The sequence below is a fragment of the Streptomyces brevispora genome, from assembly GCF_007829885.1.
GTDB lineage: Bacteria > Actinomycetota > Actinomycetes > Streptomycetales > Streptomycetaceae > Streptomyces > Streptomyces brevispora.
The window spans coordinates 546,965-565,139 of the sequence record NZ_VIWW01000001.1; the positions used below are offsets into that span (position 1 = coordinate 546,965).

Genomic DNA, 18,175 nt, shown 5'->3' on the forward strand with positions numbered 1-18,175 from the left:
GCCGCATGGCCCGCCCGCGCAAGCCCCTCCTCAGCAGAGACCGCATCGTCGCGACGGCGGGTGCCCTCGTGGACGCCGAGGGGCTCGACGCGGTCTCCACCCGCCGGCTGGCGGCGGAGCTCGGGGTCAGCGGGCCGTCGCTCTACAACCACTTCCGCAACAAGGACGAGATCCTGGACGCGGTCGCCGACGCCGTCTCCGCGCAGGTCGATCTGTCGATGTTCGACGAGTCCGACAGCCGCGACTGGCGGGCCGCCCTGCACGACTGGGCGGTCTCCTATCGTGCGGCGCTCACCGAGCACCCGCACATCGTCCCGGTGCTCGCCCAGGGCCCCGGCCGCCGCCCGGCCGGCCTGCGGGTCGCGGACGCGGTCTTCGGCGCCATGGTCCGGGCGGGCTGGCCACCGGCCCAGGCCACGTACATCGGCGCGCTGATGCGCTACTTCATCACCGGATCGGCGCTCGGCTCCTTCGCCCGGGGCTTCGTGGACGACGAGACGGCGTACGACCCCGCCGACTACCCGCACCTCGGCCGGGCCCATCTGCTGGCAGAGCACCGCCAGCAGGTCGACGAGGGGGCGTTCGAGACGGGGCTGCGGGCGCTGATCGACGGCCTCGGCATGCAGTACACGCCGCCCGGGGCCGCCGGGACCGACCGGCCTGCGCCGAAGCGCTCCTGACGCGTCCTGGAACACAGGGCACGCCCCGCCCCGGACGTGAACCGGGCCCTCGCCGCGCGGCCGGGCACCGAGCCGTCGGCTATTCGGTAGGCGCCGAACGGTCGCGGCCGTACGGTCAGCACCATGATGACTACCCCCGCACCGGCTCCACGCTCCGACTGGCGGGCCGGCGCCGCCGCCTGCACCACCGTGGTGCTGTGGGCATCCGCGTTCGTCTCCATCCGCAGCGCGGGCGAGGCCTACTCCCCCGGCGCACTGGCCCTCGGGCGGCTGCTGACCGGCTCACTGGCGCTGGGCGCCCTGCTGCTCATCCGGCGCGAAGGGCTGCCGGGGCGGGCGGCCTGGCCCGGGATCATCAAGTCCGGGCTGCTGTGGTTCGGGCTGTACATGGTGGTGCTGAACTGGGGCGAGCAGCAGGTGGACGCCGGCACCGCCGCCATGGTCGTGAACATCGGGCCCCTCCTGATAGCGCTGCTCGGCGCCCGGCTGCTCGGCGAGGGACTGCCGCGCCGGCTGGTGCTGGGCATGGCCGTGTCCTTCGCGGGCGCCGTGGTCGTGGGGCTCTCCATGTCGGGGAAGGGGGGTTCCTCGATCCTGGGCGTGCTGCTCTGTCTGCTGGCCGCGGTGGCGTACGCGGCCGGGGTGGTCGGCCAGAAGCCCGCGCTGGCGCACGGATCGGCGCTCCAGATCACCACGTTCGGCTGCCTGGTCGGCACGGTGGCCTGCCTGCCGTTCTCCGGTGCGCTGGTCTCGGACGCGGCCGGCGCACCCCTGTCCGCGACGCTGAACATGGTCTATCTCGGCCTCTTCCCGACCGCGCTGGCCTTCACCACCTGGGCCTACGCCCTGGCCCGCACCACCGCCGGACGGATGGGCGCCACCACCTACGCGGTGCCCGCGCTCGTGGTGCTGATGGCGTGGCTGCTGCTGGACGAGGTGCCCGCACCGCTCACCATCGGTGGCGGACTGCTCTGCCTCGCCGGGGTGGCGGTGTCCCGGATGCGTCAGCAGACTGGTCCGACGCGGAGGAATCCGGCCCGGCCGATGGAGGGAACCCGTCATGACGCGGAGAGCCGAGCAGCGGACCGGTCGTAGCGAGAAGGCGAAGAAGGCGAAGAAGGCGAAGGAGGCGAAGGAGGCGAAGGAGGCGAAGGAGGCGAAGGAGAAACCGGCGGTGGCCGCCGGCGACGGCGATCCGGTCCTGGTGACGCCGGAGGGCCGCGCCCGTGACGCCTGGCGGGAGGACTATCCCTACACCGAAAAGCTCGGCCGCAAGGCGTACGAGAAGTCCAAGCGCGCCCTCCAGATCGAGCTGCTCAAGCTCCAGCACTGGGTGAAGGAGCACGACGAGCGCCTCGTCATCCTCTTCGAGGGGCGCGACGCCGCGGGCAAGGGCGGCACGATCAAGCGGTTCACCGAGCACCTCAATCCGCGTGGCGCACGGGTGGTGGCGCTGGAGAAGCCCACCGAACGCGAGCGCTCCCAGTGGTACTTCCAGCGGTACGCGGCCCATCTGCCGGCCGCCGGGGAGATCGTGCTCTTCGACCGGTCCTGGTACAACCGGGCGGGTGTGGAGCGGGTGATGGGGTTCTGCTCGACCCCCGAGTACCTCGAATTCATGCACCAGGCGCCGGGGTTCGAGCGGATGCTCGCGCGGGACGGCATCCATCTGGTGAAGTTCTGGTTCTCCGTCTCGCGCAACGAGCAGCGCAACCGGTTCATGACCCGGCAGACCGATCCGGTGCGGAAGTGGAAGCTGAGCCCGGTCGACCTCGCCTCGCTCGACCAGTGGGACGCGTACACCGAGGCGAAGGAGCTGATGCTCTTCCACACGGACACGCCGGACGCGCCCTGGACCGTGGTGAAGAGCAACGACAAGAAGCGGGCCCGGCTGGAGGCGATCCGGCACGTGCTGCACCGCTTCGACTACCCGGACAAGAACACGTTGGTGGCCCGGGAGCCGGACCCGCTGATCGTGGGCCCGGCCTCCCGGCTGTTCGAGCAGGGCGAGATGGAGGCCCGGCTGCTCACTACGGGCCGCTCGGAGGACGGTGCTTAGAAGACGACCAGTGACCGTCCGCCCTTGCCGGCGATCATGTGGTCGAAGGCGGCCGGGATGCCGTCCAGCGCGATGCGTTCGGTGACCATCATGGAGAGGTCGAAGCGGCCCGCCCCGATGTGGTCGGCGAGCACGGGCAGATCGCGGGCCGGGTCGCTGTTCCCGTACACGCAGCCGGTCAGGGACCGGCCCCAGTGGAAGATCTCCAGGGCGTTGAAGGTCACCTGCTGGTCCTTGCCGCCGATGCCGACGACCGTGGTGCGGCCGCCCCGGCGGGTGGACTCCCAGGCGGCGCGGATGGTGGTGGAGCGGCCGACGCACTCGACCGCGACGTCCGCGCCGTGGCCGCCGGTGAGCGCGCGGATCTCGCGGGGTGTGGTGGCGGAGGCGATGACGTAGTCGGTCGCGCCCGCCTGCCGGGCCAGCTCCTCCTTCTCCGGGGAGACGTCCACGGCGATGATCCGCGTCGCGCCCGCGATCCGGGCGGACTGAAGGACCGCGAGGCCCACGCCGCCGATGCCGAACACCACGACGGACTCGCCCGCGCGGACCTGCGCGCTGTGGTGGACCGCGCCGTACCCGGTCAGTACGGCGCAGCCGAGCAGGGCGGCGTCGGTGAGCGGGATGCTGTCCGGGGCGGGCAGCACGCAGTTCCCGGCGACGACGGTCTCCTGGGCGAAGGCGGCGACGTTCAGCCCGGGGTGCAGTTCGGTGCCGTCGGCGGTGTGGGCGTGGATGTTCGCCGCCCCGGCCAGGGCGTTGGCGCAGAGCCAGACCTCACCGATCCCGCAGTGGTGACAACTGCCGCAGGAAGGTGCCCAGTTGAGCACCACGCCGTCGCCGGGTGCGACATGGCTGACGCCGTCGCCCACGGAGACGACGGTGCCCGCGCCCTCATGGCCGAGGACTGCGGGCACCGGGACCCGCATCGTGCCGTTGGACAGCGAGAGGTCGGAGTGGCAGACCCCGGCGGCAGCGAGACGGACGCGCACCTGGCCGGGGCCGGGTTCCGGGAGGGTGATGTCGGTGATCTCCAGGGGAGCTCCGACGGCGGACAGTACGGCGGCGCGGACCACGGACCGACTCCTTGCTGAGGGGGCACGTACGGGGAACGGGGAACGGGTTCAGAACTGGAGGGACTTGGTCTGCAGGTACTCCGCGAGACCGTGCGAACCCAGCTCGCGGCCGACGCCGGACTGCTTGTAGCCGCCGAAGGGGGCGAGCGGGTTGAACCGGCCGCCGTTGATGTCCACCTGTCCGGTGTCCATCCGGCGGGCGAAGGCGACGGCCTCCGCGTCGTCGGCGTCCCAGACGGCTCCCGCCAGCCCGTACACCGTGCCGTTGGCGATCCGCAGCGCGTCGTCCTCGTCCTCGTACTTCAGGATCGAGATGACCGGGCCGAAGATCTCCTCCTGGGCGATGGTCATCTCCGGGGTGACGTCGGCGAAGACCGTGGGGCTGACGTAGTAGCCCGTGCCGAGCGGCGCCCCGGGGCCGCCCGCGACGACGCGGGCGCCCTCCTCGATGCCCTTCTCGATGTAACCGCGCACCCGGGCCTGCTGCTTGGCGTTGACGAGCGGGCCGACGCGCTCGCCGGGCACGTACTTGGCGACGGCCGCGGTGGCGAGGGCGACGGCCTCCTCGTACCGGTCGGCGTCCACCAGCATCCGGGTCCAGGCGCTGCACGTCTGGCCGGAGTTGGACATCACGTTGGCGACGCCGACGTTGACCGCCCTGGCGAGATCGGCGCCGGGCAGGATGACGTTGGCGGACTTCCCGCCGAGCTCCAGGGCGACGCGCTTGACCGCGCCTCCCGCGGTGGCGCCGATCCGCTTCCCCACGGCGGTGGAGCCGGTGAAGGAGACCAGGTCCACGTCCTCGTGCGCGGCGAGGGCCTGTCCGGCGACCGGGCCGAGGCCGGTGACCAGGTTGAAGACACCGGCGGGCAGTCCGGCCTCCGCGGTGGCCTCGGCGAAGAGCTGTGCGGTGAGCGGGGTGTCCTCGGCGGGCTTGAGGACGACGGTGCAACCAGCGGCGAGCGCGGGGGCGACCTTGGCGACGATCTGGTGCAGCGGGTAGTTCCACGGGGTGATCGCGCCGACCACGCCGACGGGCTCCAGCAGCACGGTGGAGTTGCCGTGCCGCTCCTCGAAGGCGTACGTCGCGGCCAGTTCGGCGTACGAGCCGGCGACCAGAACCGGTACGCCGGCGTGCACCGCCTGCGACATCGGCAGCGGTGAGCCCAGTTCGGCGGTGACCGTTTCGGCGATCTCGTCCCTGCGGGCGGCCAGCACGTCGCGCAACGCGCCGATCCGGGCGGCGCGTTCGGCGGGCGGGGTCGCGGCCCAGCCGGGGAAGGCGGCGCGCGCGGCCCGTACCGCGGCGTCGACGTCGGCCGCCGTTCCGGCCGGGACATGGGCGATGACCTGCTCGTCCGCCGGATTCACCACCGCGATCGTGTCCGCTCCCGCGGCGGGCCGCCATGCGCCGCCGATGTACATACCGTCATGGGCCTTCATGGCTGTTCCTTCCGGGCACGGTGACGGACGAGGTCGTCCACGCCCCAAACTAGCGCCGTTAGTTTTCGGGCGCCAGAGACGCCGGTCACGCCCGGTCCGGGGTTTCACGTGCGAGGCCACCGCGCCCGTCCGGCCGCGGGTTACATGTCCAGCCCCGGGACGTCCTTCGGCAGCGGGCAGATCCGGCGCCCGTGGTGGTCGAAGACGTACAGGTGCGCCAGGTCCACCAGGAGCGGGACCTGGCCTCCGGTGCGCAGCCGCATGTCGGGGCCGGTGCGCACGACGAGGTCGCTGGCCGTGACCGCGGGGCGGTCGGGGCTGCGCGCCCCCGAAGTGGCGGCCTCGGACGACGGTTCGTCCAGGACGGCGACGGGACCGCTGAGGTACCCGGCGGCGCGTCCCTTGAGCCGTTCCAGCACACCGACTCCGCCCGCGGTCGTATGGCGTCTTCGTGGGGCACCGCGATCCGGTCGGGCCGATTCCAGGTCCGGCACCACGGCGGGCCGGGAGCCGGTGTTGAGGTGGACCAGTGCCTCGTGGCCCTGGTACTCGACATGCTCGACGATGCCGCTGAGCGCGACCTCCCCGGGACGGGCCTGGCTGGGCGGGGCGATCCGGACCGCTTCGGAGCGCAGTCCGACGATGATCCGGCGGCCCTGCTGGATGCGCAGCAACTGGTGGTCGGGGCTGAGCGGTTCGGGCAGCGGCAGGCGCTGGCGGCCGAGGTCGATCGACATCCGCCCCTCCAGGGGCGCGTGGACGACGGCCTGCAGCAGGTTGATCCGCGGGGTGCCGATGAACGCGGCGACGAACACGTTCTCCGGCAGGGCGTACACCTCGCGCGGCGGGCTGACCTGTTGGAGGACTCCCCCGCGCATCACGGCGACCCGGTGGCCCAGCGACATCGCCTCGGCCTGGTCGTGGGTGACGTAGACCGTGGTGACGCCGAGTTCCTTGGTGAGCTGGGATATCTCGGCGCGCAGATGGTTGCGGAGCTTCGCGTCGAGGTTGGAGAGCGGCTCGTCCATCAGGAAGGCGGAGGGCTGGCGCGAGATGGCCCGGCCCATGGCGACCCGCTGGCGCTCGCCGCCGGAGAGCTGGCCGGGGAGCCGGTCCAGGACGCTCTCGATCCCGAGCATCCTGGCCGTGTTCTCGATGCGCGCGCTGTGGTCCTGGCGGGGGTTCTCCAGCTTCAGCGGGAATCCGATGTTGGCCCGGTTGGTCATGGTCGGGTAGAGCGCGAAGTTCTGGAAGACCATGGCCATCGAGCGTTCGCGGGGCGTGAGGTGGTTGGCCGGTTCACCGTCGAGCAGTATCTCGCCCTCGGTGACGTCCTCAAGGCCGGCGATCATGCGGAGCACGGTCGATTTTCCGCATCCCGAGGGGCCCAGCAGGACGACGAACTCGCCCGGGTCGATGGAGAGCGAGAAACGGTCGACGGCACGCGAGGACCGACCGTACGCCTTGCTGACGTTGTTCAGAATGATGGCGCGAGTCATGTGGTTCCGCCCGGAAGTGATGAAGGTGGAGCGGTGGGGAGCGGCAGTGGCCTGAAATTAACCCACTGTGCGGGGTGAGGGAATGACTCGCGCAAAGGTTGCGCGGTACTGAGGTTGCCGAGCCGGAAGTGTCAGGTGGGGTTCCGGTTCGAACGGGGCCGTGCCGACGGCCGGCCGGAGCACGGTGAGCGGTCCGGCGCCGAGCGCCGGGACCATCGGAACGGGGACGGGGACGGGGACGAGCAGGGACTCAGGTCAGTGGGCAGGTGCGACGGTGACGGGTATGCCGTTGAGCACGGCGGTGCCGGAGAGCGGGTCGAGCCGGGTGCCGTCGAGCAGCTGATTGACGTTGACGCCGGGCTGTGCGGCGGCGACGGACATCCGGGTGCCGGGGCGGCTGTGTCCCCAGCCGTGCGGGAGGCTCACCACGCCGGTCCGCACACAGTCGGTGATCTCGACCGGGGCCGTCAGCTCACCGCCGTCCGCCGTGACCGTGGCGGCGGCACCGTCGGCCAGTTGGAGGCGTGCCGCGTCCTGGGGGTGCATCTGGAGGGTGCAGACGTTGGAGCCGCCGGTGAGCGCGGCGACGTTGTGCATCCAGCTGTTGTTGGACCGCAGATGGCGGCGGCCGATGAGGACGAGCGCTTCGGGGTCGGTACGGGCCGCGAGGGCCCCGCGCAGTCTGGGCAGATCGGCGGCGATGGGCGCGGGGAGCAGTTCGATGCGTCCGCTGCGGGTGGTGAGGACCTGCGGAACCCGGGAGGTGAGGGGGCCGAGGTCGATGCCGTGCGGGTGGGCGAGCAGCCGTTGCAGGGTGAGGCCGTCGGGGTCGGCGCCGAAGCCGTCGCCGTACGGGCCGAGGCGCAGCATCAGGTCGAGGCGGCGTTCCGGTCCGGTGCGGCCGGTGAGTGCGGCGGCGAGTTCGGTGGGGGTCCGGCCGTGCACGGGCGCGTGGGGGTCGGCGACGGCCTTGCCGAGGGTCCGGTCGATGATCAGGGCGTCCACCGCGTCCGGCTCCGCGCCGTGCATCCCGGAGACGGCCAGGACGAGCCGGGCGAGGATCTCGCTCTCGTCCATCCGGTCCGCGTCCAGGGGCACGGCGGGCCGGGTGTAGCGGACCTGGTTGCGCACGGCGAGGGTGTTGAAAGCGAAGTCGAAGTGGGCGCTCTGCGAGGGCGGCGGCGGGGGAAGCACCACATCGGCGTGGCGCGAGGTCTCGTTGAGGTACGGGTCGACGCTCACCATGAAGTCGAGCCCGTCGGCCAGTGCCCGGTCGAGCCGGTCGCCGTCGGGCGCCGAGAGCACGGGGTTGGCGGCCAGGACGATCAGTGCGCGGATGCGCCCCTCCCCCGGCGTCGAGATCTCCTCGGCCAGGGCGGAGATGGGCAGTTCGCCCTTGGCCTCGGGGTGCCCGGACACCCGGCTCGCCCAGCGCCCGAGGGCGAAGCCCTTGCCGGGGGCGGCGGGGCGTGGGGCGCGGGCGGTGGCGGAGAGCGGGAAGAGGGCGCCGCCGGGGCGGTCGAGGTTGCCGGTGAGGATGTTGAGGACGTCGACGAGCCAGCTGGCAAGGGTGCCGTGTTCGACGGTGCAGCTGCCGATACGGCCGTAGACGGCGGCGGTGGGGGCGGCGGCGAGGTCCCGGGCGATCGCCCGGATGGTGCCGGCGTCCACGTCGCAGGCCCCGGCGACCGCTTCCGGTGAGAAGTCCTTTACCGCTCGGGCGACTTCCTGGATGCCCTGGACGTGCTCCGCGAGCACACCGGGGTCGGTCAGCTTCTCCTCGAACAGTACGTGGGTGACGGCGGCGAGCAGGAGGGCGTCGGTGCCGGGGCGGATGGCGACATGCCGGTCGGCGAGACGCGCGGTGCGGGTGCGGCGCGGGTCGATGACGGTGAGGGTGCCGCCGCGGCGGCGCAGCGCCTTGAGCTTTCCGGGGAAGTCGGGGGCGGTGCAGAGGCTGCCGTTGGATTCGAACGGGTTGGCGCCGAGCAGCAGCAGGTGGCCGGTGCGGTCGAGGTCGGGGACCGGGATGGCGTTCGGGTCGCCGAAGAGCAGCCCGCTGGAGACGTGCTTGGGCATCTGGTCCAGAGTGCTCGCGGTGAACAGGGACCGGGTCCGCAGGGCGGCGAGCAGGGCGGACGGATAGAGGGCCCCGGCCATGGTGTGCACATTGGGATTGCCGAGGACGACGCCGACGGCCTGCGCGCCGTGCTCCTCGGCGACGGCCGGCAGGGCGCGGGCGATCGCGTCGAACGCGTCGTTCCAGCTCGTCTCCGTCAGGACACCGCCCTTGCGGACGAGCGGGGTGCGCAGCCGGTCGGGGTCCTCGTCGAGCCCGCCGATGGACGCGCCCTTGGGACAGATGAAGCCCTGGCTGAACACGTCGTCGCGGTCGCCGCGGGCGCCGGTGACCCTGGTCCCCTCGATGGTGAGGGTGAGTCCGCAGGTGGCTTCGCACAGGGGGCAGATGCGCATGGCGGTGCGGGTGCTGCTGGGGTCGTGCGACATGGGCCCTCCCCGGGGCGGCGACAGCGTTGACGCGCGTACGTGGGCAAGCACCGCTGAGCATACCGACCGGTACGCATGGTGGGGAGGTGTCGCGGCAGGAAGGTTGCCCGGCCCTCCGGCAGGTTCGTCCGACCCTCCGGCAGGGGGCCGGACCGGGCCCCCTGCTCCGGGCGGTCTCAGTCCAGTACGCGCGCGAGATACGCCTGGATCAGCAGCCGGGTCTCGGCGACGATCGCCCGGTCGCCGGACGGGTCGGTGCGGAAGGCGAGTTTGAGCAGGGCGTCGGTGGCCTCCACGCAGACCAGGACGGTGCGCAGCAGATCCTCGTCGGAGGCGCGGCCCAGATGGCCGCAGAGGAGGTCGGTGAGCCGGCTCGCGACCCGGTCGTTGGCGTCGTCGGCCGGGTCCTCGTCGGGCGCCGGTGCGCCGAAGTCGACGAGCGCGAAGCCGGGTACGGAGCGTTTCATCGCCAGGTACTCGTCGAGCACGGCATCGATGGCGTTGCGCCAGTCGGTGACCGGGATGGGTGCCAGCCGGACCGTGATGCGCTCGGCGTAACTGTCCAGGTTGCGGCGGGCGAGGGCGTCGGCCATGGCGCGTTTGTTGGAGAAGAACCGGTAGACGGAGCCGATGGGGACCTCGGCGCGTACGGCCACGGCCCGGGTCGAGAGCTGTTCGTAGCCGGTCTCGTCGAGGAGTTCGGCGCAGGCGTCGAGTATCCGGGCGAGGCGCTCGGCGCTGCGCTGCTGCACGGGGGCGCGGCGGAGATTCGTGTTCGCATGGGGCACGGGCTCCATGATGCCGTGGGCCTCCTTCGCCGGGCGTAAGGGCTCCTGCGGGTCTCAGGCGATGAGCAGGCTCAGCCCGCCGATGGTGTACGCGATCATCAGGACCAGCAGCGGGAGTTGGCCCGCTGTCGCCCGTCCGGGCGGGAAGAGCCGCACGGAGCGGTCGTGGGCGGCGACGACGCCGAGGACGTGACCGAGGACGATCGCGAGGACCTGGAGGGTGGCGACACCGCCCGGCCCCAGGAGTGGATCGGGCGGGGCCGGATTGTCGGTGCCGAGTGCCACCATGACTGTACGTGGCCCTTCGGTGACGAAGAGCGTGAAGTAGTGGGCGACGAGATAGCCGAGCGCGATGGGGACGAGTGAGTGCGCGAAGGCGGCGAGGGGGTTCGGCAGTTGACCGGAGAGCAGCCGGGTGGCGCCGGCGCAGAGCGCGTAGAGGGTGGCGACGAGGGCGACGGCACCGAGAAGTCCGAGGGTGGCGACGGCGGTACGGCCTAGGGGGGAGGTCTGGACGGTGGTGATCCATGAGGGTGCGTCGGAGAAGCCGTCGTAGGCGGTGGAGCCGAGCATGACGCAGATGGTGGCGACGAGTCCGGGGAGCTGTGGTGTGGCGTCGAGTCCGTTGAACGGGGAGCGCAGGACGAGGCGGCGGTCGGCCGCCCGGCGGCCGAGCGGGGAGAGCCTGGCCAGGAGCCCCGAATAGACCTCGAAGGCGTCGGCGTGGTCGAACCAGTGGGCGCCGTGGCGGGCGGCGCCCGTGAGATGGGCGGCGGAGTACAGGGCGAGGAAGAGCAGCAGGGCGGTGGGTGACGCGGGGTCGGGGGCGACGAGTTCGAGCCAGGTGAAGGCGAGGAGCCCGGCCGCCGCGGGCCACATCCCGAGGCGTACGGGGAGGGGGCGGCCGGTGTCGGGGTCGCGCCCCAGGGCGCGGCAGGCCAGGAGGTGCAGGGTGCGCAGGGGGTTGAGCAGCCGCCAGACGGGGCCGAGCGGCAGTGAGGCCGGGACGAGCCCGACCCAGAGGAGTACGTAGACGGCGCCGGGAGCCGGATTGCGGTCCGGGTCGGCCGGGCCGAGGAGGAGGTACAGCACGACGAGGATCGCGGCGGCCAGGCCGAGCGCGCGGGCCGCGATACGGGTGGGGCGGGCGTCGGCCGCGCGCTGGACGGCGTCCGGCAGCGGGCGGCCCGCCAGATCGCCGCGGAACCGGGAGGTGGACCAGAGCAGGCCGAGGGCGAGAAAGGAGACGAAGAGCGCGGCGAAGGCGCCTGCGAAGGCGTAGAAGGGCGAGAGGGGCAGATCGTGCTGGGCGCCGGTGCCGTGAGCGAGAACGCTCACGGCACCGGCACCGGCACCGCTGCCCGGACCAGCCGTCACCGTACGACAAGTTGGGTCAGGAGCAGATCGGACTCATGCGTCTCGACCTCGAAGAGCCCGGTGCGGTCGGCGGTGAACGTGAGGGTGACGGTCTTGCCCGCGGGCAGCCACGCCTCCTTGTCGTAGCCGTGGACGTGAAGGGTGTCGTCGCGGTCGCTGCGGATCCTGAGCCGCACGGTCCGGCCCTTCTTGATCTCGGCGCGCCCCGGCGCCGGGCTGACCTTTCCGTCGTGGACGGAGATCTCCAGCGTGGTGTCGGGGTCGGGCTCGGCGGGGGTGGATGCGGGGGCGCTCGTCGCAGTGGTGGTGAGGGTGGCGGTGGCCTGGACCGGGGTGGAGCCGACGGCCCAGGCGGTGTGGTCGTCGGCGTAGAGGCGGGCGGTGAGTCCGGTGCCGCCACCGGCGCTGCGGATCAGCGACTCCGGCAGGTGGAACCAGGCTCCGTACACCCGGGCGAGCGGATGGCCGTCGAGGAAGAGCCCGGCGTGGCCCCGCCCCAGGAGTGCGCCGCCGCCCACGCTGTCCGGGGTGAACCGGAAGTTCCGTACCGAGAGGTGGACGTTCCAGCCGTCCTCCGAGTCCGGCCGCACGGTGACGCTCACCTCGGGGGCGCCCTCGGCATCGATCTGGCGCAGCCGGTGACCGGAACCGTCGCCCGAGGTCAGGAGCCGGCCGACGCTGCCGGTGGCCTGCTCGTGGCTGGTGCCCGGCTTGTGGTGCGTGGTGGCCCGGCCACCGCAGGCGCCCACGCCGAGTGCGAGGGCGACCGCGGTGAGCACGGAGAGGGCAGCCCTGCGGCCTGCCCTCAGCCGCGGGGCGGCCGGTGCCCGACCTTGACCCTGACCCTGGCCCTGGCCCTGGCCTCGACCCTGAATGCCTTTCACGAAGCGTCTCCGTCCGGGGAGGGGTCGGTGGCAGGGGACGCCTGCGTCGCCGAGGTGCCGTCCGGGGCGGGGGCAGGGGCGGTACCGGCAGCCGAAACCTGGTCCGGAGCGTGGCCGGAGGCCTGATCCGTACCCGCACCCGTACCTGCGCCCGCGCCCGTGCCCGCGCCCGTGCCCGCGATCGCGTCGGGATCCGGCGCCCCGGCATCCCGCTCTCCGTGGCGGGCGGAGGCCACCACGGCCCACACCACCCAGACCACGCCCAGCAGTCCCCGCACCCAGGCGGGGCTCAGCGGAATCCACGGGATCATGAACACGCCCTTGTCCAGCGCGTCGAGCAGCGTGAGCGCGCCCAGCACCACCGTGGTCCAGCCCAGCACCGGCCGCTCCCGGCGCAGCACCAGGCCGATGCCCGTCCACCAGAGCCCGGTCAGCAGCAGTGCGACGGCGGGCAGGTACGAGGAGGCGAGTCCCATGGTCGATCCGGCGACGTCCAGCCCGAGGCCGATGAGGCCGAGGACCGTGGCCGCCGTGGCGAGCCTGCTCGATCGCAGCCTGCGCCACCACAGCACGCCGCCGACCAGCACGAGGACCACCGCGATGCCCAGGGCCGCCTGCAGTTCGATGCGCTCGATCCCGCGTGCGCCGTACCAGTCGCAGCCGGCCGGCAGCCGGCGCGCCTGCACGTTGTAGTCGGCGCAGACGAGCAGCTGGGCGAGCTTGACGGGTTCGCCCACCAGCCGGTCGGTGCTGCCGGTGACCGCGCCGCGTTCGTCGCCGCAGGCGGGCAGCGAGCGGGGCGTGGAGGCCCCCGTGTCCGACTGCCAGCAGTTGCCGTCGCCCTGGCCGTCCCACCACACATCGGTGCGGTTGGGCCGCGGGTTGCCCGCCTTGTCGACGCCGAGGTGGTTGTCGGCGTACCGGTTGTGGTGCGAGGTGTCGGTCTGCTTGCCGAGGGCGTTCTCGCCGCGGATGAAGGCGGGTACGGCGCTCAGGAAGAAGGCGGCGCGCTGCTGCCCGTAGACCCAGTTGTTCTCGTAGATGTTCCAGTTGCCGCCCGCGGTGATGATGCCGCTGCCCGGCGGCAGGGAGATCTGCGGGCAGACCACCCCGTTCTCGTACCCGCGCTCGACCGGCGGCTTGGCGCAGGTGCCGTCGGCGACGTACCGGTAGTAGTCGGCGTTGTTGTCGTGGATCAGGTTGCGCTCGAAGCGGGCGTGGTTCTGCGGCAGCCCGGGGTGGCCGGGGAAGGCGCTGTCCATCGAGGCGCCACCCATGTTGTGGTCGAACTCGTTGTCGTGGACGTAGACGGAGTCACCCGCGGTGCCGGAGTAGCCGACCATGTTGTGGTGGCTGCGGCAGCCGGTGATCTCGATCGAGTAGCGCGGGACCTTGTAGCCGTAGCCGTCGTTGATGTTCGACGCGCTGCCCGGGTAGATGCCGGAGTCGCCGTTCCCGTACGACTCGCAGTTCTTGTAGAGGCCGTGGTCGCCGGCGAAGGTCAGGAAACCGTACTCGTCGTTCCAGCGGGTCAGTACGTCGTCGATGACGAAGCCGTCCTGGGCCAGGATGTACAGCGAGTTGAACGTGGTGCGCTGGGCGGTGAAGTTCTTGAAGTAGACGCCGTCGGAGCCGTCCGCCCGGATCGCGTTGAGCTTCCGGTACTTGGCGTCGATGACGACGTCCGTGCGCTCGGCGCCGGTGCCCTCGATCTGGAGGTCCTTCTTGCCGAGGATCGCCACCAGGTTCTGGTTGTGCGGGCACTTCGCCTGCTGGGCGTAGCTCAGGATCTGGTAGCCGAGCTGGGAGTTGGGGGCCTTCAGCCGGGTGCAGTCGCCGGTCGGCGCCGGCAGTGAGGGATCCTCCTCGTAGAGGCCGGGCAGGATCGCGATGTTCTTCCCGGGCTCGGTGACCGCGTCGACGGCCTGCTGGAGATGGCGGTAGCCGGACTTCTGGCAGCGGTCGAAGAGCGTCAGGTTCCTGGACCGCAGGGCCTCGGGGAAGGCCGATATCCGGTGTTCGAAGTCGGCGCGGTCGCTCTTGCAGACCAGCAGGTCCGGCTCGCCGGTGCGGTGCACGGGGACGCTGCCGGTTCCGTCGGGCAGGGTGACCGGCCGTTCCTCGTGCGCCTGGGCGGCCGGAGCCGAGAGAAGGGCGACGACGAGCGCCGCCAGTACCACCAGAAGTCTTCGTGTCCACGACATACGCCGGAGAGTAGAGCATTGTTCAACTTTTGAAACCCCCTCGCGCACCACGGATGCCGTTGACTCCCCCTCAATTCATTCCTACGGTTATCCATAGGATTCCTTCGGCACCGGGAGCGCACATGAGCGGTATCGAGCAGGCGAGGAAGACGGCGGAAGGGCTGGAGCATTCCGCCGGTTTCGGCAATCAGCACAGCTCGGAGGCGGTGCCGGGGGCGCTGCCGCACGGCCGCAACTCGCCGCAGCGCGCCCCCCTGGGGCTCTACGCGGAGCAGCTGAGCGGCTCGGCCTTCACCGAGCCGCGCGCCCACAACCGCCGCTCGTGGCTCTATCGGATCCGCCCCTCCGCGGCCCATCCGCCGTTCCGCCGGATCGACAACGGCACCGTCCGCACCGCCCCGTTCACCGAATCCGTCCCCGATCCCAACCGGCTTCGCTGGGACCCGCTCCCGGAACCCGCACCCGGTACGGACTTCCTGTCCGGTCTGTGGACGCTGGGCGGCAACGGCGACGCGGCCCTGCGCAGCGGCATGGCCGTGCACCTCTACCACGCCAACACCGCGATGACCGAGCGGGTGTTCAGCGACAGCGACGGCGAGCTGCTGATCGTCCCCGAGCAGGGCGGTCTGCTGCTCCGCACCGAACTGGGCCTGCTGCGCGCCGAACCGGGCCATGTGGCGCTGATCCCGCGCGGTGTCCGCTTCCGGGTCGAGCTGCTCGACGCCACCGCGCGCGGTTACGTGTGCGAGAACTACGGTCAGCCCTTCGTCCTCCCCGAGCTGGGCCCGATCGGTGCCAACGGCCTGGCCAACGCGCGGGACTTCCTCGCCCCGGTCGCCGCGTACGAGGACGTGGAGCGCCCGGTCGAGGTGGTCAACAAGTTCTGCGGCAACCTCTGGTCGGCGACGTACGACCACTCGCCGCTCGATGTGGTCGCCTGGCACGGCAACCACACCCCGTACGTCTATGACCTGCACCGTTTCAATGTCATCGGCTCAATCAGCTACGACCACCCGGACCCCTCGATCTTCACGGTGCTGACCTCGCCGTCGGACACCCCCGGTCTGGCCGGGGTCGACTTCGTGGTGTTCGCGCCGCGCTGGCTGGTCGGCGAGGACACCTTCCGGCCGCCGTACTTCCACCGCAATGTGATGAGCGAGTACATGGGCCTGATCGAGGGCGCGTACGACGCGAAGACGGCCGGCAAGGGGGGCTTCGTGCCCGGCGGCGGCTCGCTGCACAACATGATGTCGGCGCACGGCCCGGACCGTGAGACCTTCGACCGGGCGAGCTCGGCGGAGCTGAAACCGCAGAGGATCGACGACGGCCTGGCCTTCATGTTCGAGACCCGCTGGCCCGTCACGGCGACCGGGCAGGCCGCCACCGCCGGACATCTTCAGCACGGCTACGACGACGTGTGGCAGGGTCTGAGCCGCAACTTCAGGCCGTAACGCCCCCGTCTCCCCCGCCCGACTCCCCTCCCCTCCCCCTCCCAGCGACGAAGAATGCAGGTGACTCAGGTGACTCACGTCCCACAGAGCCCTCTGAAGCCCTCCGCACCCCAGGGGGCCGCCTTCGCGCCCGACTCACTGGTCCTGAACCGCAAACTGCCGCTCTGGTACCAGGTCTCGCAGTCGTTGCGGGCCTCGATACTGGGCCGCACCCCGGACGCCACGCTGCGGCTGCCGACCGAGGAACAGCTCGCCGCGCACTACGGCGTCAGCGTCCTCACCATGCGCCAGGCGCTCAAGGAGCTGGAGACGGAGGGGCTGATCAGCCGGCACCGGCGGCGCGGCACGTTCATCGAACCGCGCGCCCGCCGGGTGTCGCCGGTCCGGCTGCTCGGCTCGATCGACGCGATCGTCGCCCAGCAGTCGGGCGAGCTGACCACGGTGCTCGACCACGGCCCGTTCCCCGTGCCGGGCGATGTCGCGGAGCACTTCCCCGGCTGCGCGGAGGTCGTCGGCTACCGGCGGCTGCGGTGCGACGAGGAGAGCGGCGAGCCCACCAACTGGGCCCGGAACTGGATCCATCCGGAGGTCGCGGCCGGGCTCGACCCCGCCGATCTCGACCGCTGGCCGATGACCAAGGTGCTGCGCGACCGCGTCGGTGTCCGGATCGCGAGGATCACCGACACGGTCGAGGCCCGGCTCGCCGACCCGGTCACCGCCGATCTGCTCCGGGTCCCGCTGCTCAGCCCGATCCTGTACTTCACGGGCGTGACGTACGACGAGAGCGGCCGGGTGGTCGATGTGGCGCAGATCCGTTACCGGGGCGACCGGTTCTCGTTCTCGGTCACGGTGGAGGCGCACTGACGTCACGGCCGCCTCCCCGTCCCGGCCCACCGCGCAGACGCCCTGCCGCCCTCACCGGCGGCGCCGTTACGATGCCGGGGAAGGCGGCAGACGTGGCGACGGGGAGGACGACACGGTGGCAGCACCGGCAGCGGCCGGCTCCGGGGAGGGCCCGTGCGGCCCGCTCCTCGATGACCTCATGCCCTGGTCCGTACGGCCGTTGCGGACCGGTCGCCGCTGGGTGACGGCCCCGGACGCGGCCTCGCTCAGGGCCCGCTGGGAGCGGCTGGTGCGGGCCGGGGACGCCGAGCGCGAGCGGCTGTTCGCACCGACCCGTTCCCGTACTCCGCGGACTCCGGTGGCCGCGTTGCCCGGACAGACCACCGGGACCGGCCGGTTCGCCCGCGAGCCGGGCCCGTGCCCGGAGCCGGTACGGATCCTGCACGGCCCGTTCGACGAGCAGTGGCTGCTCCCCGACCACCGGCTGATAGACGTCGCCCGTCCGGAACTGTGGCGGGTCGCCGACGGGCACCAGCTCTTCGCCGTCGAGCACGGCCGGGTCCCCCAGGACACCGGTCCCGCCCTGTCGGTGACGGCGCTGCTCCCCGACGGGCACTCCCCCGCGGGCCGCCCCGGCCGGATCCGCCCGCTCTACCGGCGCCCCGGCGGCCTCGAACCCAATCTGGCGCCCGGACTGCTCACGCTGCTGCGCGGCCGTCACGGGGACGCGGTCTGCGCTCGGTCCGTGCTGGCGTGGATCCTCGCGGCGGCCCGTCACTCCCCGGCCGGCTGCGTGGTGCCGCTGCCCGCGGACACCGCGCACTGGTCGACGGGCGTGGAGCTGGGGCAGGAGCTGCTGCGGCTCCAGTTGCGCGGGGCCCGCGGCGGGGAGCGGCCACGGCTGCCCGGCGGGCGCCGCCCCTATGTGCGGGCCGCGGTCCCGCCCGTACCGTCGGCCCTGTCGTACGACTCCGGGGAAGCGGTGCTGGCCCTCGGCACGGGCCGCATCTCGCCGGTGCCCGCCGGGGCGTGGGAGTTCCGGGTGGGCGGCGTACGGATGCTGGAGCTCTGGTTCGAGCGGCGTACGGCGGTGGCCGGGGCGGATGGGCTGGAGGCCCTACGGCCACGCGTCTGGCCGCAGGAGTGGACGTCCGAACTGCTGGAACTGATCACGCTGCTCGCCCTGCTCGCGGAACTGCGGCCCCAGCAGGACGAACTGATGCACGGTCCGCGGATCGGTGCGCAGGAGCTGCGTGCGGCGGGAGTGCTGCCGGTGGCGGCCGCGGCACGGCGGCCCGCGTCCGTGCTCGATCATCAGGAGGAGGGCCCGGACGGCCAGTTCGCGCTGCTGTGACGGGCGCGG

14 protein-coding genes are annotated in these 18,175 nt (G+C 72.1%); 6 read left to right on the forward strand and 8 right to left on the reverse strand.

What is annotated here, in order from left to right:
* Positions 1-5: 5 nt before the first annotated feature.
* The 3 genes from FHX80_RS02580 to ppk2 all read left to right on the forward strand — a co-directional run bounded on the left by FHX80_RS02580 (position 6) and on the right by ppk2 (position 2,739).
* Entirely contained in the window at positions 6-680 is a 675-nt protein-coding gene (locus FHX80_RS02580) for a TetR/AcrR family transcriptional regulator (protein ID WP_145762612.1), read from the forward strand.
* A 123-nt stretch (positions 681-803) separates the two neighbouring features.
* The gene (locus FHX80_RS02585; RefSeq protein ID WP_145762613.1) at positions 804-1,775 is read left to right on the forward strand and encodes a DMT family transporter; all 972 of its coding nucleotides are present in this window, start codon (positions 804-806) and stop codon (positions 1,773-1,775) included.
* A complete protein-coding gene (gene ppk2 / locus FHX80_RS02590; RefSeq protein ID WP_145762614.1) occupies positions 1,741-2,739 on the forward strand; it encodes a polyphosphate kinase 2 in 999 nt (332 codons plus the stop codon). The genes FHX80_RS02585 and ppk2 overlap by 35 nt, the downstream gene beginning before the upstream one ends.
* Here the strand turns inward: ppk2 and FHX80_RS02595 are convergent.
* From FHX80_RS02595 to FHX80_RS02630, 8 genes are all read right to left on the reverse strand, one after another.
* Positions 2,736-3,815 carry a Zn-dependent alcohol dehydrogenase gene (locus FHX80_RS02595; protein WP_145762615.1) on the reverse strand — a complete coding sequence of 360 codons (1,080 nt, stop codon included), beginning with the start codon at positions 3,813-3,815 and terminating at the stop codon, positions 2,736-2,738. The genes ppk2 and FHX80_RS02595 overlap by 4 nt on opposite strands.
* A gap of 48 nt (positions 3,816-3,863) precedes the next feature.
* Positions 3,864-5,258: an aldehyde dehydrogenase family protein gene (locus tag FHX80_RS02600; RefSeq protein WP_145762616.1), complete on the reverse strand. Its 1,395-nt coding sequence runs from the start codon at positions 5,256-5,258 to the stop codon at positions 3,864-3,866.
* A 140-nt stretch (positions 5,259-5,398) separates the two neighbouring features.
* Positions 5,399-6,757, reverse strand: coding sequence for an ABC transporter ATP-binding protein (locus FHX80_RS02605; RefSeq protein ID WP_145762617.1), 1,359 nt, complete (start codon positions 6,755-6,757; stop codon positions 5,399-5,401).
* Between the two features lie 255 nt (positions 6,758-7,012).
* Complete coding sequence (locus tag FHX80_RS02610) at positions 7,013-9,265, reverse strand: molybdopterin-dependent oxidoreductase (protein ID WP_145762618.1); 2,253 nt, start codon at positions 9,263-9,265, stop codon at positions 7,013-7,015.
* Between the two features lie 176 nt (positions 9,266-9,441).
* On the reverse strand, positions 9,442-10,062 hold the full coding sequence (locus FHX80_RS02615; protein WP_145762619.1) for a TetR/AcrR family transcriptional regulator: 621 nt from the start codon (positions 10,060-10,062) through the stop codon (positions 9,442-9,444).
* A 45-nt stretch (positions 10,063-10,107) separates the two neighbouring features.
* Positions 10,108-11,391 carry a hypothetical protein gene (locus tag FHX80_RS02620; protein ID WP_145762620.1) on the reverse strand — a complete coding sequence of 428 codons (1,284 nt, stop codon included), beginning with the start codon at positions 11,389-11,391 and terminating at the stop codon, positions 10,108-10,110.
* A gap of 35 nt (positions 11,392-11,426) precedes the next feature.
* On the reverse strand, positions 11,427-12,209 hold the full coding sequence (locus tag FHX80_RS02625) for a cupredoxin domain-containing protein (protein ID WP_244318118.1): 783 nt from the start codon (positions 12,207-12,209) through the stop codon (positions 11,427-11,429).
* Between the two features lie 101 nt (positions 12,210-12,310).
* Entirely contained in the window at positions 12,311-14,518 is a 2,208-nt protein-coding gene (locus tag FHX80_RS02630) for a right-handed parallel beta-helix repeat-containing protein (protein ID WP_145762621.1), read from the reverse strand.
* Between the two features lie 122 nt (positions 14,519-14,640).
* Between FHX80_RS02630 and hmgA the strand changes: the two genes are divergently transcribed.
* The 3 genes from hmgA to FHX80_RS02645 all read left to right on the forward strand — a co-directional run bounded on the left by hmgA (position 14,641) and on the right by FHX80_RS02645 (position 18,166).
* Positions 14,641-15,969, forward strand: coding sequence for a homogentisate 1,2-dioxygenase (gene hmgA / locus FHX80_RS02635; protein WP_145762622.1), 1,329 nt, complete (start codon positions 14,641-14,643; stop codon positions 15,967-15,969).
* A 54-nt stretch (positions 15,970-16,023) separates the two neighbouring features.
* The gene (locus FHX80_RS02640) at positions 16,024-16,833 is read left to right on the forward strand and encodes a GntR family transcriptional regulator (protein WP_145762623.1); all 810 of its coding nucleotides are present in this window, start codon (positions 16,024-16,026) and stop codon (positions 16,831-16,833) included.
* Between the two features lie 115 nt (positions 16,834-16,948).
* Positions 16,949-18,166 carry a type ISP restriction/modification enzyme gene (locus tag FHX80_RS02645; protein ID WP_145762624.1) on the forward strand — a complete coding sequence of 406 codons (1,218 nt, stop codon included), beginning with the start codon at positions 16,949-16,951 and terminating at the stop codon, positions 18,164-18,166.
* Positions 18,167-18,175: the final 9 nt, after the last annotated feature.